The organism is Mycobacterium intermedium (assembly GCF_002086275.1).
Classification (GTDB): Bacteria; Actinomycetota; Actinomycetes; order Mycobacteriales; family Mycobacteriaceae; genus Mycobacterium; species Mycobacterium intermedium.
The window spans coordinates 58,273-81,695 of sequence record NZ_MVHT01000001.1; the positions used below are offsets into that span (position 1 = coordinate 58,273).

The 23,423-nt window shown below is 65.1% G+C and carries 19 protein-coding genes; 10 read left to right on the forward strand and 9 right to left on the reverse strand.

Annotated elements, in window-relative coordinates; translation table 11 throughout:
- Nucleotides 1-329 precede the first annotated feature (329 nt).
- From BST27_RS00120 to BST27_RS00135, 4 genes are all read left to right on the forward strand, one after another.
- Entirely contained in the window at nt 330-1,274 is a 945-nt protein-coding gene (locus BST27_RS00120) for an SAM-dependent methyltransferase (protein WP_069419269.1), read from the forward strand.
- A complete protein-coding gene (locus BST27_RS00125; protein ID WP_069419268.1) occupies nt 1,271-1,906 on the forward strand; it encodes a class I SAM-dependent methyltransferase in 636 nt (211 codons plus the stop codon). Before BST27_RS00120 ends, BST27_RS00125 begins: the two co-directional genes overlap by 4 nt.
- Complete coding sequence (locus BST27_RS00130) at nt 1,906-2,706, forward strand: acyl-CoA thioesterase domain-containing protein (RefSeq protein ID WP_069419267.1); 801 nt, start codon at nt 1,906-1,908, stop codon at nt 2,704-2,706. The genes BST27_RS00125 and BST27_RS00130 overlap by 1 nt, the downstream gene beginning before the upstream one ends.
- A 185-nt stretch (nt 2,707-2,891) precedes the next feature.
- A complete protein-coding gene (locus tag BST27_RS00135; protein ID WP_069419266.1) occupies nt 2,892-5,069 on the forward strand; it encodes a glutamine synthetase III family protein in 2,178 nt (725 codons plus the stop codon).
- A 190-nt stretch (nt 5,070-5,259) separates the two neighbouring features.
- Here BST27_RS00135 and BST27_RS33060 read toward each other — a convergent pair whose 3' ends face one another.
- The 6 genes from BST27_RS33060 to BST27_RS00165 all read right to left on the reverse strand — a co-directional run bounded on the left by BST27_RS33060 (nt 5,260) and on the right by BST27_RS00165 (nt 13,171).
- Nucleotides 5,260-7,134, reverse strand: a complete 1,875-nt coding sequence (locus BST27_RS33060; RefSeq protein ID WP_069419265.1) for a serine/threonine-protein kinase — start codon at nt 7,132-7,134, stop codon at nt 5,260-5,262.
- A gap of 101 nt (nt 7,135-7,235) precedes the next feature.
- Complete coding sequence (locus tag BST27_RS34920) at nt 7,236-9,059, reverse strand: serine/threonine-protein kinase (RefSeq protein WP_069419264.1); 1,824 nt, start codon at nt 9,057-9,059, stop codon at nt 7,236-7,238.
- A gap of 10 nt (nt 9,060-9,069) precedes the next feature.
- On the reverse strand, nt 9,070-10,965 hold the full coding sequence (locus tag BST27_RS34925) for a serine/threonine-protein kinase (RefSeq protein ID WP_069419263.1): 1,896 nt from the start codon (nt 10,963-10,965) through the stop codon (nt 9,070-9,072).
- Nucleotides 10,966-11,043: 78 nt separating this feature from the next.
- On the reverse strand, nt 11,044-11,418 hold the full coding sequence (locus BST27_RS00155; protein WP_069419262.1) for a cupin domain-containing protein: 375 nt from the start codon (nt 11,416-11,418) through the stop codon (nt 11,044-11,046).
- Between the two features lie 218 nt (nt 11,419-11,636).
- Nucleotides 11,637-12,509, reverse strand: coding sequence for an MEDS domain-containing protein (locus BST27_RS00160; protein WP_069419261.1), 873 nt, complete (start codon nt 12,507-12,509; stop codon nt 11,637-11,639).
- Nucleotides 12,510-12,571: 62 nt separating this feature from the next.
- On the reverse strand, nt 12,572-13,171 hold the full coding sequence (locus tag BST27_RS00165) for a TetR/AcrR family transcriptional regulator (protein WP_170062248.1): 600 nt from the start codon (nt 13,169-13,171) through the stop codon (nt 12,572-12,574).
- A 136-nt stretch (nt 13,172-13,307) separates the two neighbouring features.
- Here BST27_RS00165 and BST27_RS00170 point away from each other — a divergent pair, with 136 nt between their 5' ends.
- Complete coding sequence (locus tag BST27_RS00170; RefSeq protein ID WP_069419259.1) at nt 13,308-14,585, forward strand: glycosyltransferase; 1,278 nt, start codon at nt 13,308-13,310, stop codon at nt 14,583-14,585.
- A gap of 65 nt (nt 14,586-14,650) precedes the next feature.
- Here the strand turns inward: BST27_RS00170 and BST27_RS00175 are convergent, their stop codons facing one another.
- Both BST27_RS00175 and BST27_RS00180 read right to left on the reverse strand, forming a co-directional pair.
- Nucleotides 14,651-15,217, reverse strand: a complete 567-nt coding sequence (locus BST27_RS00175; protein ID WP_069419258.1) for a muconolactone Delta-isomerase family protein — start codon at nt 15,215-15,217, stop codon at nt 14,651-14,653.
- A gap of 40 nt (nt 15,218-15,257) precedes the next feature.
- On the reverse strand, nt 15,258-15,974 hold the full coding sequence (locus BST27_RS00180; RefSeq protein ID WP_069419257.1) for an SDR family NAD(P)-dependent oxidoreductase: 717 nt from the start codon (nt 15,972-15,974) through the stop codon (nt 15,258-15,260).
- 125 nt (nt 15,975-16,099) lie between these two features.
- Here BST27_RS00180 and BST27_RS00185 point away from each other — a divergent pair, with 125 nt between their 5' ends.
- The 3 genes from BST27_RS00185 to BST27_RS00195 all read left to right on the forward strand — a co-directional run bounded on the left by BST27_RS00185 (nt 16,100) and on the right by BST27_RS00195 (nt 19,723).
- Nucleotides 16,100-17,020 carry a LysR family transcriptional regulator gene (locus BST27_RS00185; RefSeq protein ID WP_069419256.1) on the forward strand — a complete coding sequence of 307 codons (921 nt, stop codon included), beginning with the start codon at nt 16,100-16,102 and terminating at the stop codon, nt 17,018-17,020.
- Between the two features lie 130 nt (nt 17,021-17,150).
- On the forward strand, nt 17,151-19,088 hold the full coding sequence (htpG, locus tag BST27_RS00190) for a molecular chaperone HtpG (RefSeq protein WP_069419255.1): 1,938 nt from the start codon (nt 17,151-17,153) through the stop codon (nt 19,086-19,088).
- Nucleotides 19,089-19,108: 20 nt separating this feature from the next.
- Nucleotides 19,109-19,723, forward strand: a complete 615-nt coding sequence (locus BST27_RS00195) for a DUF998 domain-containing protein (RefSeq protein ID WP_069419254.1) — start codon at nt 19,109-19,111, stop codon at nt 19,721-19,723.
- On the opposite strand, the gene BST27_RS00200 is transcribed toward BST27_RS00195, so the two are convergent.
- A complete protein-coding gene (locus tag BST27_RS00200; RefSeq protein ID WP_069419293.1) occupies nt 19,689-20,657 on the reverse strand; it encodes an aldo/keto reductase in 969 nt (322 codons plus the stop codon). The genes BST27_RS00195 and BST27_RS00200 overlap by 35 nt on opposite strands.
- A gap of 237 nt (nt 20,658-20,894) precedes the next feature.
- On the opposite strand from BST27_RS00200, the gene BST27_RS00205 reads away from it, so the two are divergent.
- Together BST27_RS00205 and ltrA are read left to right on the forward strand one after the other, a co-directional pair.
- On the forward strand, nt 20,895-21,455 hold the full coding sequence (locus tag BST27_RS00205) for a hemerythrin domain-containing protein (RefSeq protein WP_069419253.1): 561 nt from the start codon (nt 20,895-20,897) through the stop codon (nt 21,453-21,455).
- A 541-nt stretch (nt 21,456-21,996) separates the two neighbouring features.
- Entirely contained in the window at nt 21,997-23,334 is a 1,338-nt protein-coding gene (ltrA, locus tag BST27_RS00210; protein ID WP_079219592.1) for a group II intron reverse transcriptase/maturase, read from the forward strand.
- Nucleotides 23,335-23,423: the final 89 nt, after the last annotated feature.

A 23,423-nucleotide genomic window follows, 5' to 3' on the forward strand; every position in this document is an offset into this window, starting at 1 on the left:
CTGTGCCGCCCGTCAGCCGGGCCGACGACTGCGCTCCCGGCTGGGCGTGGAGCTTCGAGTTGAACACCTGCGTGTTCGTCCTTCCTGCGGTGAACGGTCCGGGGGGACCCGGCGGGCCCGGAGGTCCGGGTCCGGTCGGGCCAGTGGGACCTGGGCCGGTTGGGCCTGGGCCGGTTGGACCGGGACCCATTGGCCCGGGGCCGGCGGGACCTGGCGGCCTGGGCAGGCACTAACTCGACCGCAGGTGACGCGGCTCACAGCCGCACGCGCTCCAATAGTCGTTAAACTAACTAAGTATTTGGCCCTGTTCTGACATTGGAGACAAACCTGTGCCGCGCACAGATAACGACACCTGGGACCTAGCCACCAGCGTGGGCGCCACGGCGACCATGGTGGCCGCCGCCCGCGCCATCGCGACCAACGCCCCCAACCCGGTGATCAACGACCAGTTCGCCGAACCGCTGGTCCGCGCCGTCGGCGTGGACTTCTTCACCCGGTGGGTGAGCGGCGACCTTCTCGCCAAAGACGTCGACGACGACGAGTCGACCTGGAAGCTCGAGCACATGCCGGACGCGATGGCCGCCCGAACCCGATTCTTTGATTCGTTCTTCCAGGACGCGGCGAAGGCCGGAATCCGTCAGGCCGTCATCCTGGCGTCGGGCCTCGATTCCCGCGCCTACCGGCTGGCTTGGCCGGCGGACATGAAGGTCTTCGAGATCGATCAGCCCGAGGTCATCGGGTTCAAGGCCGCCACCCTGGAGGGTCTCGGCGCTGCTCCCACCGCCGATCTGCGTACGGTCGCCATCGATCTGCGCCAGGACTGGCCGACCGCGCTGCTCGAGGCCGGTCTGGACCGCCAGCAGCCCACCGCCTGGATCGCCGAGGGACTCCTTGGCTACCTGCCGCCGGAAGCCCAAGACCGCCTGATGGACAACATCACCACGCTCAGCGCCGACGGCAGTCGGCTGGCCGTCGAGGCCATCCCGAACAGGCCGGAGCGCGACACGGAGCAGGCCCGGGAGCAGGCCCGGGAAATGATGCGCCGTTCCACCGCCAAATGGCGTGAGCACGGTTTCGAGCTGGACTGGGAGGAACTCGGCTTCGAGGGCGAGCGCAACGACGTCGAGGCCTACGTGGCGAACCTGGGTTGGCGCTCGGTCGGCACCCCGATGAGCCAGTTGCTGGCCGACTTCGGCCTGCGCGCCGTCCCGCAGAGCCACGACTCGGTATCGATGGCCGACACCGTCTACTACAGCTCGGTACTGAATAAGTGACCGCGCCGCGCCGCGTGCTCAACGGCGCGGTCACCAGCATGTGGAGCCTGCTGTCTCCGGCGTACGACCTGCCGTTCCTACAGCAGTGGATCTATCGGCCGCCGCACGACGAGGTGATTGCCGCGCTGCGCGCCCACGGCGCCGACAAGATCGCCGACATTGCCTGCGGCACAGGCGTACTCAGCAGCCGCATCGAGCGGGAACTGCACCCCGGCGAGATCTACGGCGTCGACATGTCCGACGGCATGCTCAGCCAGGCTCGCGCGAAATCTGAACGGGTGCACTGGCTGCGCGCTCCGGCAGAGCAGCTACCCTTCGGCGACGGGGTTCTCGACGCGGTCGTGACGACCTCGGCGTTTCACTTCTTCGACCAGCCGGCGGCGTTGCGGGAGTTCCACCGGGTGCTGACCCCCGGCGGCTTGGTGGCCGTCGCGACACTGAGCGCACGCCAACCGGTGCTGCAAATCCCCTCGGCCAGTAAGTGGAAGCCTCAGCACAACCCGTCGCCCAAGGAAATGCGCGCCCTGTTCGAAGACGCGGGATTCACCATCACCGACCAGCACCGCGTTCGGCGACCGGTGTGGACCCAGCTGTTGTCCGATTTGATCACCGTTGGTACGAAAGGCGAATAGTGTCGGACTTCTCCTCGCTGCCGTACTTCGAGCGTAACGAAAACCAATACGTACCAACGAAACTCGCACGCGGTGGCTGGGGCCCGAAGATCAGCGGTCACGCGATCGGCGGCCTGCTGGGCTGGGCTGTCGAACGCGCCGTCGATGACCTGGAACTGCAACCCGCACGGTTGACCGTCGACCTCTTTGCGCCAACCGCGATGGAGCCCGTCGAGGTGCATACCAGTGTGCGCCACGAGCGACGGCGTCTGCGACTTGTCGAGGCCGTCCTCACCCAGCATGGAACCGCAGTGGCGCGTGCCAGCGCCCTGTTCCTGCGGCGCGGAGCGCAGCCCGAGGGGCGGGTGTGGTCGACCCCCTTCGAAATGCCGGAGCGACCCGTCGAACACGACGGCGCTTCGCTTTTCATGCGCACCTACGGCTGGGGTATGGAACTGCAGAACCCCGACCCCGCATGGGACAACACGCCCGGACCGAAGTACACGTGGGTGTGCGAGACGCACGCGTTGATCGGCGGCGAACCCTTCACCCCCTTCACCCGCGCGGCCATGGCAGGTGATGTCACGGCCGCGATCGCCAACTGGGGCACCGAGGCTTTGCAGTTCATCAACGTCGACTACACGCTGACGCTGAGTCGACTCCCCGACGGCCCCCACATCGGCCTGGCGTCACACACTCACTACAGCCACGACGGGGTGGCCAACGGTTCGGCTTCTCTCGTCGACCACAAGGGTCCGATCGGCACCGCGGTGGCGGTCGCGCTTGCCCAGAGCGGATTCCGCCCGCGTACCAAGCTTTAGCCCGCTCAACTCCTACCGAGATTGCCGCCAGGGTCGTGCTTGACCCCGTGTACAGGACCGTCACGGCAATCTCGGCGCTACATTCGCAATCGTTCGCGGCTTATCGTTGACGCCGGCGTAACAAGATTGACTTGCAACCTTCCTAGGGTGGGGCAGTTCACTTCCCCCCAGTGGTAGGAGCTCAATTGAGCGGAAACGCGGTCCGCCTGCAGGCGATCAACAACGTCGAGGCATACGTTCCCCCGGCCATCACTTTCGACCCTGACGAACCTCCGGGTGAGATCTTCGGTGCCAACGTCTTTACCAAGGCGGAGATGCAGGCCCGACTGCCCAAGGCCGTGTACAAGTCGATCATCGCGACCATCGAGAAGGGCGCCCCGCTCGACCCAGCCGTCGCCGACACGGTCGCCGTGGCGATGAAGGATTGGGCTCTGGAGAAGGGCGCCACCCACTACGCGCACGTGTTCTACCCGATGACCGGCCTGACCGCCGAGAAGCACGACAGCTTCTTGGAACCCATCTCCGACGGCCAGACGCTTGCCGAGTTCGCGGGCAAGACCCTCATCCAGGGCGAGCCCGACGCGTCCAGCTTCCCGTCGGGCGGGCTGCGCAGCACCTTCGAGGCGCGCGGCTACACCGGCTGGGATGTCACGAGCCCCGCCTACATCCTGGAGAACCCGAACGGCAACACGCTGTGCATTCCCACGGTGTTCGTCTCCATGACCGGTGAGGCGCTGGACTACAAGACCCCGTTGCTGCGCAGCCAGCAGGCGATGGGCACGCACGCCGAGCGCATCCTGAAGTTGTTCGGGCACCTGAACCCGGAGAAGGTGGTGTCGTTCTGCGGGCCCGAGCAGGAGTACTTCCTGGTCGACAGGCACTTCTTCCTGGCGCGGCCTGACCTGATCAACGCCGGTCGCACGGTGTTCGGCGCCAAGCCGCCCAAAGGTCAGGAGTTCGACGACCACTACTTCGGCGCGGTGCCCGAACGGGTCCTGGGCTTCATGATGGACACCGAGCGGGAGCTGTTCAAGCTCGGCATCCCCGCCAAGACCCGGCACAACGAAGTGGCCCCAGGCCAATTCGAGGTTGCGCCGATGTTCGAGCGGGCCAACCTCGCCTCCGACCACCAGCAGCTGTTGATGACGGTGTTCAAGACGGTCGCCAAGAAACACGGCATGGAATGCCTGTTCCACGAGAAGCCGTTCGCCGGTGTCAACGGGTCGGGGAAGCACGTCAACTTCTCGGTGGGCAACTCCGAACTCGGCTCGCTGCTGGTGCCCGGCGACACCCCGCACGAGAATGCCCAGTTCCTGGTGTTCTGTGCCGCAGTGATTCGTGCGGTGCACAAGTTCGCTGGGCTGCTGCGGGTTTCGGTTGCGTCGGCCACCAACGACCACCGCCTGGGCGCCAACGAGGCGCCACCCGCGATCATCTCGATCTTCCTCGGCGAGCAGCTCGCCGACGTCTTCGAGCAGATCGCCAAGGGCGAGGCCACGTCGTCAAAGGGCAAGGGCACCATGATCATTGGTGTCGACACACTCCCGCACCTGCCCACCGACCCGGGCGACCGCAACCGCACCAGCCCATTCGCGTTCACCGGCAACCGTTTCGAGTTCCGCGCTCCCGGCGCCAGCCAGACGGTCGCGGTCCCGATGATCATCCTCAACACGATCATGGCCGACTCGTTCGACTACATGGCCACGGTCTTGGAGGAGGCCGTCGCGGCGGGTGAGGACTTCGACAAGGCAGTGCAGAAGCTGCTCACCGAGGTCATCACCGAACACGGCGCGGTGGTGTTCAACGGGGACGGCTACTCGGAGAATTGGCAGGTCGAAGCCGCCGCGCGCGGCTTGCCGAACCTCAAGACCACGCTGGACGCCATCCCCGAGTTGATCAAGCCGGAAGCGATCGAACTCTTCGAGAAATACGGCGTGTTCAACGAACGTGAGCTGCAAAGCCGTTACGAAGTCCGGTTGGAGCAGTACGCGTTGACCATCGGGGTCGAGGCGAAGCTGGCCCTGGAGATCGGGACGACGGTCATCCTGCCGGCGGCGATCCGCTACCAGACCGAACTCGCGCAGAACGTCGCGACGTTGAAGGCGGCGGGCATCGACCCGAGCACCGCTGCGCTGGAGGCGGTTTCGGCTCCGCTGGCCGATCTGACCGCGGCGCTGGCGACGCTGAAGTCGGCATTGTCGGACCACTCCGCGGAGTCGGCGTATGACGAGGCCAAACACGCCCGGGATACGCTGCTCCCCGCGATGGATGCGGTGCGCGCCGCTGCGGACGCGCTGGAAACCGTTGTGGCCGACGACTTGTGGCCGCTGCCCACCTACCAGGAGATGCTCTACATCCTCTGACGCACGGCAACGGGGCACTTATTGCGTCTGGGTCCGCACCCGGTTCGCAGTAAGTGCCCCGTTCCGTACGCGGTCAACAGTATTCGACGGCCGCGACGGCCGCGACGGCCGCGCCGAGCGTGGGCCTTATGGTCCTTCCATCTGCGCATTGAGGGTCGCAGGCCCCACGTTCGGCGAGCACAAACGGATGTTAATCGCCTGTGCGGGCGTAGATTTCGTCGAAGTCCACGCTGACGGCGCAGTTGCCGGTCTGCTGGTGGTTACCGTGCCCGGTCAGCAGCTGGATGGGGTTGTCCGCCGGCTGGGGGAGCGGGTATTGCGCGGTGGTCTTCACCATCAGTCCGGTGCAGCCAGGCACCGTTTCGGAGTGCCCGATGTCCAGGACCCAGTTGGCTCCGTCGAACACCAGCGGGCTGTCTTCGTTGTCCGAGTAGAAGTAACTCATGCATCGGTCACCGGTGCGCAGACAGTAGGTGGTGACCGTCAAGTCCGTCTGCTGTTGCGGCAACACCGACGCGAAGGTCCGCGTGAGGTGGTACTGGCCGCGCAGGCCCTCGGCCGGCGACGGCACCCGCTTGGGTTGGTTGTTCGGATCGGGCAGGCTGTTGATATCGACGTCCCCGGTGCGGGTGAAGGTCACAGTTCGTTTGTCGGCGCAGGCATTACGGACCTCCGAGCGATATTCGCCGGTAAACGTGCCTTCGGCCTCCGGGCGCAGGGAGAACACCTGCCACACTTCGGCGGGCATTTGGCGGCACTGTTGGGAACCGAGGGCAACCGCAAGCCAGCGCCCGTCGATCTGGTCGAGCACCATTGTCGACGCGAAAGTGGGGTCGCCTTTTAGGCGCGAGGCGGTGGCCACGCACCCACTGGGCGTGCACGCCGAGCGGATGGCGTAGGTCGCCGACGACGGCTTGGTGCCTCCGGCGGGGGCGCCGGTGAGAGTCGTGGGCGCACCGAAGTCCGCGCGGTAGACGCCGGTGAATGGACCGCTGTTGGTCGGGGGAGCGGGTGCAGCGGTGGGGGCTGCGGTGCCGCCGGAAGGTTCGTCCTTGGTGAGCTTTACGGCCGCAAGGACGCCACCGGCGACGAGTAGGATCGCGACGGCGATCAGGGCGCCGATCAGGGCGCGGGGTCGTCGCTTGGGTTCCTCCCGCACCGGAGGTCGTATGTCCAGGGCCTTCAGGTCGATGGTGGGTTGCGTGACATCGACGCTCTGGGTGGCGATGCTGAGGTGTTGCGCCAGGTGACGGGCGAACTCCTGGCAGCTGTCGTACCGGTCGGCTGGGTTCTTGGCCATCGCCTTGGCGAAGACTGGATCCAACCCGGCGAGGTCGGGGCGGCGCTCGCTGATCACCGGAGGCGGCGCCGTCAGGTGCTGATTGATCATCGATGCCAGGTTGGACATGCCGTATGGCGCTCCACCGGTGAGGAGGTGGTAGGCGGTGCAGGCCAACGCGTACTGGTCGGTGCGTCCATCTAGCGGTTCGCCCGTCAATTGCTCGGGTGCTGCGTAAGCCGCTGTCCCGACGGTGACATCGGTCCTGGTCAGGCCGGACGGATCATCGATGCGCCGGGCCAGGCCGAAGTCAGCCAGAAAGACGCGTCGCGGCTGTCCGGCGGGTTCGGTCAGCAGGATGTTCGCGGGTTTGATGTCGCGATGGAGCAGCCCGAGATGATGCGCGTAGTCCAGCGCCGATGCGACCGCGTTGACGATCATCACAACCTGGTCGATGGGCATACCGGTCGGGAATTTCTCGCTCAACAGGTGGTGAGCGTCGGTGCCCTCCACATACTCCATCGAGATCCACAGCTGTCCGTCATGTTCGCCGCGGTCATGAATCCCCACGATGTGCGGATGAGACAGGGTCGCCGCCAGATCAGCCTCGCGCTCAAAACGGGCGCGAAACTCAGCGTCGTCGGTGACGTCCGCCGGCAGCACCTTGAGTGCGTCCTCGCGGGGCAGCCGCGGATGCGACGCCAGATACACAGTGCCCATCCCACCCGAGCCCAGCAGTCGCAGGATTGTGTATCCGGCGAATACCTGGCCAACCTCCAGCGCCATGGCCAAATCGTATGTCCTGTTCGTTTGTTTCCCCGCACCCGCTGCGCACCGGCACCGACGCAGCGCGGCCGATCCCGCGCGCCTACCAGGGTGATGTATTTCTAATCACCAGTGCGCGTGAGCGTTTCGTCCAAGTCGCTGTCACTGCACTCGCTGATGCTTTGGTGGCCGTGCCCGCTCAGCGTCGTGATCGGATCCTGCACCCCTGGTGGCAACGCAAACTGCCCCGTGACCTTCAACTGGGCGCTCGCACCGGAGGTCCGACATGTTTTTTCTTCCTCGATCACATACGTCCATTTGCCGGCGGCAAACACCATCGGCACTCCACCCGATGCGTTGTGCAGGTAGCTGGTGCACCGATCGCCGGTGCGCAGGCAGTAGGTGGTGCCGACCAAGCTGGCTTGCAGCGGCGGGCTGCCGTCGGTAAAGGTCCGCGTCAGGCGGTACCGGCCGTGCAGCGCTTCGGCCTCCGACGGGACGCGCGCTGGCTGGCCGGCCGGATCGGGAAGTTCGCCCAGATCGGCGTCGCCGGTGCGGGTGAAGGTCACGATTCGCCTTTCAAAGCAGCCGTCGCCGGCCATCACGGCGTACTCGCCGGTGAGAGGGTCGTTGCTGCCTGGCCGCAACGTGAACACCTGCCACAAGTCGTCGGCGTCTGCGCCCTGGCACTGGCCTGTGCCCTGTGATACGGACACCCAGCGCCCGCCTATCTGGTCAAACACCAGCGCCGCGGGCCCCACCTCTGCGCCGCCGAAACGTCTTGCCGTAGCCACACAACCACTCGTCTCGCACACCGACCGAAGGCCATACGTCCCCGTCAGCGCCGTTGTCCCTTGACTCGGTGGGTCATCGAGTCCGATCGTCGGGCCGAAGTCGGCGCGATAGGTCCCGGCCAACGGACCACTCGCGGTGGCGGCCGGGCCCGGCTGCCGGGTGAGTGCGACGCCCGCGAAGATGCCGACGGCAACGACGAGCAACGCGACGGCTGCCAGCGCGCCGACGAGCAGGGGCGAGCGTCGGCGCCGAACGTCGGCATCCGGCACCGTCACCACGGGGGCGGCCCGGGTCTCGAACACGTAGGACGCGTCGGTGAGATATTGCTCCAACTGTTGGGCGAACTCTTGGCAGCTGGCGAAACGCTGGGCCGAGTGCTTGGCCATCGCGGTGGCGAACACCGGATCCAGCGCGGCCAACTCCGGGCGGCGCGCTCCGATCGAGGGCGGCGGGGCGGTGACCTGTTGGGTGATCACCACTGCAAGATTGGAGTCGCTGTACGGCCGCGTGCCGGCCAGTAGGTGAAAAGCCGTGCAGGCCAACGCATATTGATCGGCGCGGCCGTCAAGAGACTCGCCCGTCAACTGCTCGGGCGCGGCGTAGGCCGCTGTTCCCACCGCCATATTCGTCTGAGTCAGGCGCGCCGCGTCATCCATCCGTCGCGCAATGCCGAAGTCCGCCAGAAACACCCGCCGCGGCTGCCCGTCCGGTTCGGTCAGCAGGATGTTGGCCGGTTTGACGTCGCGGTGCAGCAATCCGCGGTGGTGTGCGTAATCCAACGCCGAGGCGACCGCACTGATGATCGCCACCACTTCATCGACTGGCATCCCGCCCGTGTACCTCGTCGCCAGCAGCGCCGCCGCGTCGGTGCCGTCCACATAGTCCATCGAGATCCACAACCGGCCCTCATATTCCCCGCGGTCATGGATTCCGACGATGCTCGGATGGGACAGCGCCGCCGCCAACTCGGCCTCGCGCTCGAACCGCGCCCGATACTGCGGATCGTTGGTCACGTCCGCCGGCAACACCTTCAGGGCATCCTCGCGGGGCAATCGTGGATGCCTCGCCAAGTACACCGCGCCCATCCCGCCAGCACCGAGCTTCCGCACGATCGTGTAGCCGGCGAACTCCTGGCCAACTTCTAGGGACATGGGCTGGGTGTTAATCGCCTGTGCGAGTGAATGATTCGTCGAAGCCGACACTGACTGCGCAGGACCCGGTCTGTTCCTGCGTGCCTTGGCCGGTGAGCAACGTGATGGGATCCTGCGGGGGTTGGGGCAGGGGATACTGCCCGGTCTTCTTCACGTGCGTCGGGGAGCCCCGACCCGGGCACGTACCGTCGTGCTCGGTGTGCAACGTCCAGTTCCCGTCGGCGAACACCAGAGGTTCCACGGCCCCCGAGAAATTGTGGAAGAAGCTCATGCACCGGTCACCGGTGCGCAGGCAGTGGGTGGTGACCTTGTAGTCGATCTCCTGCGGTGCGGCCCGGATCTTGAAGGTTCGTCGCTGGTGGTATTGGCCGCGTAGCGCTTCGGCCGGCGGCACGACCCGCGCCGGTAGCGCCGACGGATCGGGCAGGCTGTCGACATCGACGTCGCCGATGCGGGTGAAGGTCACCGTGTGTTTGCCTACGCAGTCGTTCGCGGTGGTCGCGGTGAAATCTCCGGTCAATGTGCCCGGGGGGCCCTCCTTGAGGATGAACACCTCCCAGATTTCGGCCGGGGCGTCCTGGCACTTGTCGTGGCCGAGGGCCACCGACACCCAGCGGTCACCGATCTTGTCGAACACCAACGTCGGTGCGAAGGTGGTTTCGCCCCCGAGATGAGCCGCGGTTGCCCGGCAACCGCCGGGCCCACACGTTGAGCGGACGGCGTAGTTGTCGGTGGACGGCACCATGCCCGGGCCGGGCACGTCAATATCTATGCTGGTCGCTGCGCCGAAGTTGGCTCGGTAGGCCCCGGTGAACGGCCCCGTGTTGGGTGCTCTGGTCGGGGTAGTGGACGTGGCGCCGGGTGGTGCTCCAGCCTGAGGGGCGGAGTCAGGGCGTTGAGTGATCTTTATTCCCGCGAACACTCCACCGGCCACGAGCAGCAGACCGATGCCCGCAAGCGCGCCGATCAGGGCGCGGGAACGCGGGCGCTTTCCGGCCGGTTGGGGCCCCGCGCCCGGCACGGTCGGAGCGGTCACGGTGCGTGCGATGTCCTGGGCGTAGGCGGGCATCGTCGGGTCCTGGCGCAGTCGGGCGGCGAACTCGCTGCAGCTGTCGAACCGGTCGGCCGGTTTTTTCGCCATGGCGCGGGTGAATACGGGATCGAGCCTTGCCAATTCCGGGCGGCGGGCACCGATCGAGGGCGGCGGTGCGGTGACGTGTTGGGTGATCACCACTACCGGGTTGGAATCGACGTACGGCGCCGAACCGGTGAGCAGGTGAAAGGCGGTGCAGGCCAAGGCATATTGATCGGCGCGACCGTCCAACGGCTCGCCCTTCAACTGCTCGGGTGCCGCGTAAGACGCGGTACCCAGCATGATGTTGGTCGCGGTCAGACCCGTTGAATCCTCGATGCGCCGAGCGATTCCGAAGTCGGCGAGGTAGACCCGTCGCGGTTGCCCATCGGCTTCGGCAAGCAAGATGTTCGCCGGTTTGACGTCGCGGTGCAGCAGTCCGCGGTGGTGCGCATAGTCGAGGGCCGAGGCGACAGCGGTGATGATGGTCGCCACTTGATCCAGCGGCATTCCGCCGGGGAAGCGTTCGCGCTGTAGCTGTGCCGGGTCGGTGCCGGGCACATAGTCCATCGAGATCCAGAACTGGCCGTCGTACTCGCCGCGGTCGTGGATTCGCACGATGTTCGGGTGCGACAAAGTCGCCGCTACCTCGGCCTCGCGCAGGAAGCGCGCCCGAAACTCCGCATCATTGGTCAACTCGGGCGAAAGCACTTTGAGTGCGTCTTCGCGTGGCAGCCGCGGGTGCCTGGCCAGATACACCGAACCCATCCCGCCGGAGCCCAGCACCCGCAGGATCGTGTATCCGGCGAACACTTGGCCAACCTGGAGTGACATGGGCAAAGCGTAATTGGTTACCGGGCGGAATTGGGGCAGCTGAAGGCCCGACTGCTCGGGCTCGATGCCTAGATATCCCTACTGCCTGTCGTCGACATTCGGCGGGTCGTAGATCACCAGGAAGACGAGGTCCTCGGTGCCGTTGTTGATCACGTTGTGCCGCTTGTATGCGGGCACCTTGACGAACGAACCCGCTGCTACCTGCCAGATGTCGTCCTCGATCTGCACTTTGCAGGAGCCGCTGAGGAAGTAGAACGCGTGGTTGTAGGTATGGCTGTGCGGGGACGAGCCGCCACCCGGGCCGAACTTGGTCAACTGGGCGCTGAAGAGGCTGGAGTAGTCGTCGTCGACCAACTCGTTGCTGAGCCAGAATTTCGGCCCGAGGTCGGTCTTGTGCCAGACGATGTCTGCGGGTGTCAGCACGTATTCGGTTGCCTTGTCGCCGTTGCTCATTGGCGCCTCCCATCCACGTGGGTCGCCAACAAGTCTTGGTGCCCAGATTCAATAGATAGAGTATATAGCCAATATATCTAAGGCGTATAGTTGCGCAAGCGCAACTAACTGGTGACGCTGCTCACGGTCGCGGCTTGGCTGGTGCCGCGTTGACTTTGCGGATTTGGCGGGGAAGTGCGAGAAGGCGCCGCCAAAAGTGCAGAGTCAACGGCAGAAGGTCAGCGCTGGGTCGCGTCCTCGGGGATCATGTCCATGTCGAACCCCAGGACCTGCCAAATTCGCTTCACAATCGGCGGTGCGCCGGTGAGTCGAATGCGCGGCCGGTCTGTGGTCGCGACCTGGCCGGCCTGCGCCAGGGCAGCGGCGCCCCGAGCACAGATGTAGGACAGATCGCTCACGTCGAGGTTGACCGGACCCTTCGGCAGGGCCTGGAGAGCTTCTGCCAGGGCCCGAACGCCGAAGGCGTCGACTTCGCCGCCCAACACCGTCTTCGAGGGTTGGCAGAACAGGCCGAAAGGCGTCGAGGTGGTCGCGGGACCTTGGCGCAGCGGGTGAACGACCATCACCGCCTCGGGTTGATCGCCGACGACGCCGACGTCGTAGGCGCACAATGCGGACATTGGGTTGCCCTCGGCCATCCAGGCATCCGCTGTGTGCTCCCAATGGGCATGGCTGGCTCGGCGAGCCGGATCGGCGATCAGAGGAGTGATGTCGCAGAACACCCGAATGCCGTTGAAGCCGGCGGCCAGCGCCCGCTTGACCTGGCCGGCATACAGCGCCAGTTGCGCGTCGGCGTCAATCGGCTTCGACATGTCATATATCTGATCGTGGCTGAAGGCGGCTACCTCTTGGGCGACCCGTGCGTCGGCCGCCGTGAGGGCGGCAAGTAGCCCGGCGCCGCCGTCGGGGTCGGTCGTCACCATGGCCAGGCGTTGCCCGATGCGGGCGCCTTCTAGCAGCCACTCAACCGCTGCGGCGTCGCGCTCGGATTTCGTCGAATACGCCAAGCACGCGTGATCACTTTTGCCGGCTCCACGAGCGCTTTCGAATACTCCCGAGGCCCTCGCAGCGGCGGCCCGGTCGCCCGTCATGAGCAGATCATAGGGCGCTGATGAAGATCCTGTTGTGCAAATCGCACATTAGTTTGCAGTGGTCACTGTTTGTCGTGTGTATGACCAAACACCGACTCCGCGATCATCCGCCGGAGCCACCCGCGATAGCGGTCCACCGGCCACCCGTCTTGTTGTGTGATGCGCAGGTAGCTGTCGGTGCTGCTGATTACCGCCAGGGTTTCGACCAGCTCCTCGAAGGGCACGTCTCTGCGCAGCCAGCCGCGCTCGCGAGCAACCCCGAGTAGCCGCTCAAGCTGCTGGTTGATGCTTCTCAGCAACCCCTGCAGATAGCTGCGCAATTCAGCATCGGCGGCGGCGCCATCCCTCAGGGCTGGCGCGATCCGCGCGGTTAGTTGGTGGATCTCGGTCTGGGCGGCCACGAAATAATCGATCGCCTCGTCGGGGGATTGCGTGGCGACAAATCTCCGTCCAGCTTCCACGTTGAGAACGTCTTCTTCGTCGCTGACGCCGATCGCGGCGTACTCCACGGCGGCAATCATCAGGGCCGCTTTGGGGCCGTGTCCCTGCACGGTTTCGGGCGAAACCCCAGCGGCCTCAGCGATTTTCGCCAGGGTCGTTCTGGCGTAGCCGTGTTCGGAAAACAGTTCGGCCGCAGCGCTGACGACCTTGCTGCGGGTCAACTCCGCCTGCTGTTGTCGCAACTCCGATCGATACGTCCGCGGCCGACGGGCGCCCTTAGGAGTTGCAGATATTGACTGCGGTGCCATAGTAATGAATACTACAACCACGGACTGAAGGTGACCCTTAGGGGGCAGCGTGGCATCCATACTCATCGCCAGCATCCCCGGTCACGGCCACGTCACCCCGCTATTGGCGGTCGCCCGGGCGTTCGTCGAACGCGGCGACCACGTCCGATTCATCACCGGCGCTCGGTTCGCCGATCGCATCGCCGCGACAGGAGCGTCCCATATCCCATTGGCGCCGGAGGCCGACTACGACGAAAGTCTCCTCGACCAGTTTCCTGAGCGCGCCAAGCTGAAGGGCACTAAAGCCATCGCGTTCGACATCGAGCATGTCTTCGTCCGTCCAACCAAGGCCCAGTACGAGACAGTGATGGCCGCCCTTGCTGCTCGTCCCGCTGATGCCGTGCTGATGGAGCCCGGGTTCACCGGCGGGGCGATCCTCGTCGGGCACCCGCGAACGGTGCGTCCGCCCGTCGTCGTGTGTGGCGTTGTTCCGCTGCCGATCTCCGACACCGAAACGGCACCGTGCGGTATGGGATTACCTCCCGCTCGATGGGCAAACAAGCAGCGCAACGCTGTCTTGGCCGCAGTCAGCCGCCGAATACTCGCACACGCGAACAGCATTGGCGACCAGCTTTACCGCGAGGTACACGACGAGGGCCTGCCATGTTCCTTGCTCGAATGGTGTCGCTGCGCCGACGTGATTATGCAGTTCACCGTTGCGGCCTTCGAGTACCCGCGGGCGGACGTGCCCACCGCGTTGCACTTCGTGGGACCGCTCCGCAGCGCTGAGTCGCGCGGGGTGTTGCCGAACTGGTGGTCTGATCTCGATGGCTCGCGACCGGTTGTTCATGTGACGCAGGGGACTGTCGCCAATCGCGACTACCGCCAAGCCATTGCCCCGACGTTGGAGGCGCTGGCCGACGAGGACGTCCTGACGGTGGTCAGCACCGGCGGTCGCCCGCTCGACACCCTGCCTCCACTTCCGGAAAATGCCCGCGCGGCAGAATATCTCCCGTACGACGAGCTGTTGCCGCGTACCGCCGTCTACGTCACAAACGGCGGGTATGGCGGCGTTCAATGCGCGTTGCGTCACGGTGTGCCGATCGTCGCCACTGGCGGCAAGGAAGACAAGCCCGAAGTGGGTGCACGGGTGGCGTGGTCCGGCGTCGGACGTCGAATCCGCTCCGAGCGGCCCAGCGTAAAGGCGCTGCGGAGGGACATTTTGGCCGTGCTGACGCAGCCGCGTTATCGTGAAGCGAGCCAACGCATCTCCGCCGATATGGCCGCCGCCCCCGGTTTCGGCGCCCTGGCCGACGTCGTCGACGAACTGGTGGGCGCCGCTCGATGAGGGCCGAGCAGACGCAAACTCGTACCAAAAGTGCTGCTGCAGTACAATTTTGTGTCTGCTCGCGGCTAACTCAGGGGTGTGATTTGGGCGGTCATCCAGGCGTGAAGGGGTAGGGACGCCAGTATCGACTGCAGGTCCCGCAGGTCGCGTGCGCTCCACAGGCCGACGGACTGCCACAGACCGGGCTGGATCGGTGGTGTCCACAGTCGAACCAGCAGACCGGCCTGCGCCAGTGCCTGGTTGCAGATGGCCTCCCGCACCTTGAGTTCGTCGATGGTCCGTCCCGAGGTGCCTGCCGGGACTGTAATCGTCGTCCTGGTAAGGAATTCCGCCGCTTCGTGCCCCCGCTCCGCACCTGGGTCATCGGGATGCCACGACAACGGCGTGATCTCGTACGAGCGCCACATGTGCAGGGGCATCGAGGCGAGAGCCTTGTCCAGCAGGCCGTGTTCGTCGGATGTGAACAAGCCGAAAGTGCGCCTACCCGACGCGGCCGGCTGCCAGAGGCGCACTATCGTTCCCTCGGCGGCGAGTTCGCGGGCCCGTACTGCCTCGCGCGCCTGAAGGTCCGCCATGACCGCCGGCGGCGTCCCCGCGGGAGCGCGTGACTTCATTTCGACGAGATATTCCATGATTGCGACCTTCCAACCCTTTTCCTAAGGCGAAATTCGTTCAGTGCCCAGCACTTTGGCCGCCGTCGACGTGCAAGATCTCGCCCGTGACGAACGGGGCGGTTTCCAGGTACACGATGGCGTTGACCGCATCCTCGATCTCCCCCAACCGGCCGACGGGGTGCAGTGCGGCCAGGGTGTCGTAGACGTCGGGCGAATGCATGGGAGTGCGGATGGTGCCCAGTCCGATCGCGTTGACCCGGATCCCGCGGGTGGCGTACTCGACCGCCAGTCCTTTGGTGACGGCGTTGATACCCCCCTTGGTCAGCGCCGCCAGGCCAGCAGGAACCGCGGAACTGGCGTGGTCGACCAGGCTGGTCGACAGGTTGATCACGTGACCGCCGCCGCCGCCGCGGCTCAGCATGGCGGCCAACGCACTGCGCGTCACCTCGAAAAACCCGCGCAGGTTCACCCCCGTCACAGCGTCGTAGTCGTCGTCGGTGTACTCGGTGAAGGGCTTGGAGACAAAAATGCCGGCATTGTTGATCAGCGTGTCGATCCGGCCGAAGCGGTTCAGCGCCGCCTCGACGATCCGGGCACCCGCGCCGGGCTGGGACACATCGGCCCGCACGGCAAGCACCTCAGGGTCGTCGAAGTCGGCGATGGAACGGGCGACCGCCACCACGGCGTAACCCAGTTTGCGGTAGGCGGGGACCAAGGCGGCACCGATGCCCTGGGAGGCCCCGGTGATGACCACTACTTTCGTTGGCTGACTCATGGAACGCCCTTTCGCGCAGCTTGTGCTTCGCTGTAACGAATCGGGGCGCTCAACGCATCCACGCGTTCGAGAGAAGTTGCCTCTCAATTGATAGTCACAGCCTATTACCGCACTACGATGGGCCGGTGGAGCTCCGTCAGCTGCGCTACTTCGTCGCCGTCGCCGAAGAATTGCACTTCGGTCGGGCCGCCGAACGGCTGCATATCGCGGGTCCGTCGCTCTCTCAGCAGATCAAAGCTCTGGAACGAGACCTCAAACTGCAGCTCTTTCACCGCAACCGCCGCGAGGTGACCCTGACCGCGTCGGGAGCCGCCCTGCTACCCAAGGTCCGAGAATTGCTGGCCAGTGCCGAGGAGTTGCGCACCCAGGCCAACGGGCTGACCGACAGCCAACCGGTGCGCATCGGGTACGTCAACTGGCGTCCGCCCGATTTGGTCGAGCGCACCTCCGGCGTCGCTCAACTCCGCGTGGACACCTGGCTACTGCCCTCGCACACGCAGGCGACGCGGGTCGCCGAGCGCGCCCTTGACCTCGCAATTTGCTGGGTGCAGCGCCGCGACCTCGATGAGCAGCAACTGGACGCTCGGCTGATCGGCGCCGACCTGCTCTACGCGGTGGGCCCGGGTTCGGACGCATCCCCGGTCGCCGCGCAGGACGTCCTGGTGTTGCTCGATTCGGATGAGTCGTCGTGGTCATCCTGGAATCGGTTCGCCGAGCAGTTTGCCGGCGACACCGGGGCTCGGAGCGAGCGATGCGAGGACGGCGGCGTCACGGGCACCGCGTTCTTTGCTCACGTGCGTCGATTCGCTGGCCCGGTGTTGAACAATGTCAGGGATCAGAACAAGCCATTGCCGACGGGTTTGGTGCGACGCCCGATCATGAACCCGCAGCCCTGTTGGACCTGGTCGCTGGTGTCTCGGCGCGACGAGCGGCGACCGAGCGTGGTCGCCGTCATCGAGGCACTCAGCCAAAGCGAACCAGACTTGCGTAGGAGCCTCCGCCAGGGGGCGGCGTGGCTGCCCCAAGACGACCCCTACCTGCACTGACCGATTCGGCGCGCTAAATTCGAGTCGCGTACGGCCGCACCGCGGCGGCCGCCGAGTCTGCAGGGGTGCACACGGGGTAAAGGTGTGCAAAACGCAGATAGGGTGCAGAAGGGTGCAGAAGGGGAAAGTCATGAACGCGAGTGTCGAGCAGTTGGAGTTTCAGGCCGAGGCGCGACAGTTGCTGGACTTGATGGTCCACTCGGTCTACTCCAACAAGGACTCATTCCTACGGGAGCTGATCTCCAACGCATCGGATGCGTTGGACAAGGTGCGCCTCGAGGCGCTCCGCAACAAGGACCTGGACGTTGACACGTCCGACCTGCACATCGAACTCGAGGTAGACAAAGAGGCGCGCACACTCACCGTCCGCGACAACGGCATCGGGATGACGCGCGACGAGGTGGTGGACCTCATCGGCACGTTGGCCAAGTCGGGCACCGCCGAGGTGCGTCAGCAACTCAAGGAAGCCAAGAACCAGGCCGCGTCGGAAGAGCTGATCGGGCAGTTCGGTATCGGCTTCTACTCGAGCTTCATGGTGGCCGACAAGGTCGAACTGGTGACGCGCAAAGCCGGGCAGACCGAGGGCACCCGCTGGGAGTCCAGCGGTGAGGGCACTTACACGATCGAATCCGTCGAGGGGGCACCGCAGGGCACCTCGGTGACGTTGCATCTCAAGCCCGAGGACGCCGAGGACGAGCTGCACGACTACACGGCCGAATGGAAGATCAGGAGCCTGGTCAAGCAGTACTCCGACTTCATTGCCTTCCCGATCCGTATGCAGGTAGAGCGGCGCAAGCAGGTGCCGGTCGAGGAAGGCTCCGAAGAGACCCGCGAAGAGGTGACCGTCGAAACCGAGACGATCAACTCGATGAAGGCGTTGTGGGCTCGGCCCAAGGACGAAGTCAGCGAAGACGAATACAAAGAGTTCTACAAGCACATCGCCCACGCCTGGGACGACCCGCTGGAAATCATCGCGATGAAGGCGGAGGGCACTTTCGAGTACCAGGCCCTACTGTTCATCCCGTCGCACGCCCCGTTCGATCTGTTCGACCGGGACGCCAAGGTCGGTGTGCACCTCTACGTCAAGCGCGTGTTCATCATGGGCGACTGCGACCAACTGATGCCCGAGTACCTGCGCTTCATCAAAGGTGTCGTCGACGCACAGGACCTGTCGCTCAACGTTTCCCGAGAAATCCTGCAGCAAGATCGTCAGATCAAGGCCATCCGCCGCCGGCTGACCAAGAAGGTCCTTTCGACGATCAAGGAGATGCAGTCCTCGCGGCCCGAGGACTACAAGAAGTTCTGGACCCAGTTCGGCAGGGTCGTCAAAGAGGGCCTGTTGTCAGACATCGACAACCGGGAGACCCTGCTGCAGATCTCGTCGTTCGTCTCCACGCACAGCGAGGAGGAACCCACCACACTGGCGCAGTACGTCGAGCGCATGAAGGAAGGGCAGGAGAAGATCTTCTACGCGACCGGCGAGTCGCGCCAACAGATCCTCAATTCGCCGCATCTCGAGGCGTTCAAGGCCAAGGGCTACGAGGTGCTGCTGCTCACCGACCCGGTCGACGAGGTCTGGGTGGGCATGGTGCCCGACTTCGACGGCAAACCGCTGCAATCGGTGGCCAAGGGCGAGGTGGACCTGACCTCTGACGAGGAAAGCAGCGAAGCCGAGCGCGAAGAGCAGGAAAAGGAATTCGCCGGTCTGCTCACCTGGTTGAAGGAGACCCTGAGCGAGCACGTCAAGGAAGTTCGGTTGTCCACCCGCCTGACCGAGTCGCCGGCCTGCCTGATCACCGACGCCTTCGGGATGACCCCGGCGCTGGCTCGGATCTACCGTGCTTCCGGGCAGGACGTTCCGGTCGGCAAGCGGATTCTGGAGCTCAACCCGAACCATCCGCTCATCAAGGGTCTGCGCCAGGCGCACCAGGACCGGCCCGATGATGCTTCGGTGGCTGAGACTGCTGAATTGCTCTACGGCACAGCGCTTCTCGCTGAAGGCGGGGCGCTCGACGACCCGGCGAGGTTCGCCGGACTGCTCGCGGACCGCTTGACGCGCAGCCTGTAGAGAACGCGTAGCGAAACGCCGTGCGCGTTGCCGCAGGCGCCGCCGCGTGGATCGCGGCGGCCCTCGGCTATCTCATCGTGGAGGCGGTGGCCGCGGCCGCGATCGGCGCCCAGTACAGCTACGTGACCGACTACATCAGCTCGCTGGGCGTGCCGGCGCGGTCACCGCGGGCCGCAGCCATGAATGCGGCTTTCTGTTGGCAGGGAACACTTTTCCTGCTCGGTGCTCTGCTGGTGGGCCCCGCCGGCAGCCACCGCATCCGCTACCGGGCCGCGTTTGTGTTGTTCGCGACGGCGAACGCCGTCGGTAACGTCCTCGTCGCGGTCGTCCACAGCGGCTCGGGAGCTTGGGTGCACGGGTTGGGCGCCGTGCTGGCTATCGCCGGCGGCAACGCCGCGATAATGGCAGGGTCGACTTCGCTGTCGAAATCCATTGGTGCGCCTTCGTATCGCGTCGTTTCGTGGTTGCTGGCCGGAGCCGGGTACGCGGGACTGACGTTGTTCCTGTTGGGCGCCAACAACGTTGGGCTTTGGGAACGGATCAGCGTCTATTCGATCCTGCTGTGGCAGACACTGACGGCAATCCTGCTGCTGTGCGCGGTCAGAAGGGAAGCTTCTCGCGGACCAGGTCGGTGAACACGCGGCGCGCGGACACCGGGTGGAATTCGCGCGCGGCGTCGGTGAGCGCGTCGCGGGCCTCGGCGCTCAACTCGATGTCGGCTGCGGCGACATTGAACTCCAGCTGCTCGACGCTGGAGGCCCCGGGAATGGCGACCACGCCCGGCAGGCTGATCAGCCAAGCCAATGCCACCTGGGCCGGTTTGGCATCGACGCTCGCCGCGACCTCACGAAGTGTCTGCAGCAGCGGCTCGATGCGGCGCAGGTTTTCGGTGCCGAACAAGGGGTTGGCCAGGCGGACGTCACCGGGACGGTTGTGGACTCCGTACTTGCCGCCCAGCAAGCCCTGCGCCAGCGGGCTGTACGCGATCACGATGCGGCCCTCGCGCTCGGCGAACGGGACCAAATCCTCGAGTGCGTCCGGGCGCGCCAACGAGAATTGGACCTGGTTGCTGATCACCGGGCGACCCAGCGCGGCGTCGGCTTTCCGCCAGCGCGCAAGCGAATAGTTGGACACGCCTGCCGCGCCGATCAACCCGTCGTCCAACAGGTCGCGCATCCCCGGCATGATCACCGAATCGGGAATCACGGGGTTGGGTTGGTGAATCTGGTACAGCGGAATCCGATCGAGTTGTAATCGCTTGGCGCTGGCGCGTGCTCGCTGTTTGACGACGGCCGGGAACGGTGCGACGGGAAAGACCTTGCTTGCCACCGCGACCTCGGTGCGCTTGTCCCCAAGCGCTTCGGCCAGAATTCGCTCGCTCTTGCCCAGTCCGTACACCTCGGCGGTGTCGAACAACGTCACACCCAGCGCAAGGGCCCGACGGACGATGTCGCGGGCCGCCCCTTCGGCATAGGCGTCCCCGTAGCCCCACTCGCGGGAACCGAACTGCCAGGTGCCGAGTCCGATTCGGCTGACTCTTCCGACCCCGTCGACGTCCAAGAATTTCATAGCTCCACCGTAGTCGGCGTGCGACGCTGTCAGCTGGTCGCGCTGGTATCCGAAGGATCGCGGCATGTCGGTGGCATTTCGCGCTGAGGTACGCGCTGCTGACCGCACCAAACACCGCCACCAGCGCGTATGCGGCTCGACACAGCTGTGTTTGGTGCCCACGGTGCTCGGGTAGCCGCCACCAAGTGCGCGCACTACAGCCCAGCGCGCGAAACCCAACCCTGAACGGGAGGACGCATGGCTGAGAGCACAATCCAGTCGCCCGACGACGTCGTCGAATTTCTGGTACACCAGCACCAACAGATCGAGTCGTTGTTCGACAGGACGTTGGCCGCATCGGGCAAGCAACGAGAAGAAGCTTTCATCGAACTCCGACGGCTACTCGCGGTGCACGAGACCGCCGAGGAGGAAATTGTTCACCCTCGTGTCAAGCGGAAGATCGACAACGGCGACGCTGTGGTCAAACCGCGGCTCGAGGAGGAGCACGAGGCAAAGATCCGGCTGAAGCAGCTGGAGAAGCTCGATGTCGACAGTGCGGTGTTCACCAACCAGCTGGCCGAGCTGCGGGACGCCGTTCTAGCTCATGCCCAGCACGAAGAGCGCGAAGAATTCACCAAGCTGGCCGAGCAGTTGAGTAATGACGAGCTGGAAAGGATGGGCCGCGCGGCCAAACTCGCCGAAGCGGTCGCGCCGACCCGCCCGCACGCCGGGGTCGAGTCACAGACGGCGAATCTGGTCGCCGGCCCGTTCGCGGCGATGTTGGACCGGGCTCGGGACGCCATCGTCGGAAAGGGCTGATTACCGGCCTGACATGCTGTAACGGGGCACCACGGCAGTGGTGCCCCGTTCTCGTTGTACGCCCAGCATGGGCATTCGCTAGGAGGTGTGAGTCCTCTGGAGGAGAAGGTGGTTTAACTCCGAGTCGATGGCAACTGCGTCACCGTGAGGTGGGGTGGGAAGGAAGCCGGAGACGAAGCCCTGCACCGAGGGACACGAACCGTATAGAAGGCATGCCGGTTGGGGTGAGCCAGCAACAGATGGTGAAGCCCGTTCCACCGAAGCGGCCGGTGTGTAAATGCGGCGGCGGCAGGGTGAAAGTGGATGTTCTTATCTGGGGAGATCTGTCCTGGTGCGTCGGTGCTGTGCGCCGGAGCGGCGTCGTTCGTGAGGGCGGCGCTGACGGGGCAGAAGTCAGCAGAGGCCGTAGTACCGGCGGGAATCAGATGTGCCGGGAAGGGCTGAACGTTGGGAATTGATGTTTCGAAGTGGTGCTTCTCGTGGATGTCGCGGTGATCGCAGCCAACCCACCGGCGGTGGGGCAGATGATGTGGAGGGACTGGTGAATCCGGAAGTGCCCTTGTCTGTGCGTAGCGGTGTCTCGGCGGGTGCTGCCGAGGGTGTCAGGGATGGCCAGGATTTGTGGGAGCAGGTGTTCGCGCCCGCGAATCTGGCTGTCGCGTTGGGACGTGTCGAACGCAATCGCGGTGCGGCCGGTGTCGATGATGTCAGCGCGCAGGAGTTGCGTAACTGGTGCCGGGACAACTGGGCCGGAGTGCGGGCGGCGTTGGATGCGGGCACGTACCGTCCGATGCCGGTGCGTCAGGTGATGATTCCCAAACCTGATGGCGGGCAACGGAAGTTGGGGGTGCCGACGGTGCTGGATCGGTTGATCCAGCAGGCGATCGCGCAAGTGCTGACCCCGGTCTTTGATCCGGGGTTTGTGCCGGTCTCGTATGGATTCCGGCCGGGCAAAAGCGCCCACGACGCTGTGAAGGTCGCCAGGTTGGTGATCGAGCAGGGGTATCGGTGGGTGGTCGAGGTGGACCTGGATGCGTTCTTCGATCGGGTCAACCACGACGTGCTGATGGCCCGGGTTGCGCGGAAAGTGAACGACAAACGGCTGCTGAAGCTGATCCGCCGCTATTTGGAGGCGGGGATCATGGCCGATGGGGTGCGGCAGGCGGTGAGCCAGGGGACCCCACAGGGGTCGCCGTTATCGCCGCTGTTGTCGAACATCATGCTCGACGATTTCGATCAGGAGTTCTGGGCGCGTGGGCACCGGTTTGTCCGCTACGCCGACGATATCCGGGTCTTTGTGAAATCGAAGCGGGCGGCCGAGCGGGTGCTCGAACAGGGCACTCGGCTGCTGGAGCAGCGGTTGAAGTTGAGGGTGAACCAGGCCAAGTCCTCGATCGCCCCGGCGACGACAGCTGTGTTGCTGGGGTTCGGGTTCTTCTTCACTACCTCCGGGGTCAAGATCCGGGTCGCGCCCAAGGCGTGGCAGCGGGCCAAAGCCCGCATCCGGTCGTTGACGTCGCGGCGGTGGAGTGTGGCCATGGAGTACCGCATCATGCGGCTGAACCAATACGTCCGGGGCTGGATGGGGTACTTCCGCCTAGCGGACACACCCCGCAAGTTCCGGGATCTGGATGAGTGGTTCCGCCGTCGACTGCGCCAAATCCGCTGGAAGGAATGGAAACGCGTCCGCACCAAGGTCGCGAACCTGCGTGCACTCGGGATCCGGGCCGATCTGGCCTGGCAATGGGGCATGAGCAGCCGCGGCTACTGGCGAATCGCGGGCTCGCCCGTCCTGACGCGGGCACTGCCCAACCGATACTGGGACCGGCAGGGCCTCATCACGTTTCACCACGCCTGGGCCAGATTCCACACGACCTAGCGAACCGCCGGATGCGAGGCCCGCACGTCCGGTGGTGTGAGAGGGGGCCGGTCAACCCGGCCCCCTACTCGATTGGGCACGGCGGTGTG

What these genes read in the sequence shown, in the direction of transcription:
- BST27_RS00155 (WP_069419262.1), bottom strand. Translation starts at nt 11,418, where the DNA reads ATGAGCAACGGCGACAAGGCAACCGAATACGTGCTGACACCCGCAGAC.
- BST27_RS33060 (WP_069419265.1), bottom strand. Translation starts at nt 7,134, where the DNA reads ATGGCGCTGGAGGTTGGCCAGGTATTCGCCGGATACACAATCCTGCGA.
- BST27_RS00205 (WP_069419253.1), top strand. Translation starts at nt 20,895, where the DNA reads ATGGCTGAGAGCACAATCCAGTCGCCCGACGACGTCGTCGAATTTCTG.
- BST27_RS00200 (WP_069419293.1), bottom strand. Translation starts at nt 20,657, where the DNA reads ATGAAATTCTTGGACGTCGACGGGGTCGGAAGAGTCAGCCGAATCGGA.
- BST27_RS00160 (WP_069419261.1), bottom strand. Translation starts at nt 12,509, where the DNA reads ATGACGGGCGACCGGGCCGCCGCTGCGAGGGCCTCGGGAGTATTCGAA.
- BST27_RS00175 (WP_069419258.1), bottom strand. Translation starts at nt 15,217, where the DNA reads ATGGAATATCTCGTCGAAATGAAGTCACGCGCTCCCGCGGGGACGCCG.
- BST27_RS00180 (WP_069419257.1), bottom strand. Translation starts at nt 15,974, where the DNA reads ATGAGTCAGCCAACGAAAGTAGTGGTCATCACCGGGGCCTCCCAGGGC.
- BST27_RS34925 (WP_069419263.1), bottom strand. Translation starts at nt 10,965, where the DNA reads ATGTCACTCCAGGTTGGCCAAGTGTTCGCCGGATACACGATCCTGCGG.
- htpG (WP_069419255.1), top strand. Translation starts at nt 17,151, where the DNA reads ATGAACGCGAGTGTCGAGCAGTTGGAGTTTCAGGCCGAGGCGCGACAG.
- BST27_RS34920 (WP_069419264.1), bottom strand. Translation starts at nt 9,059, where the DNA reads ATGTCCCTAGAAGTTGGCCAGGAGTTCGCCGGCTACACGATCGTGCGG.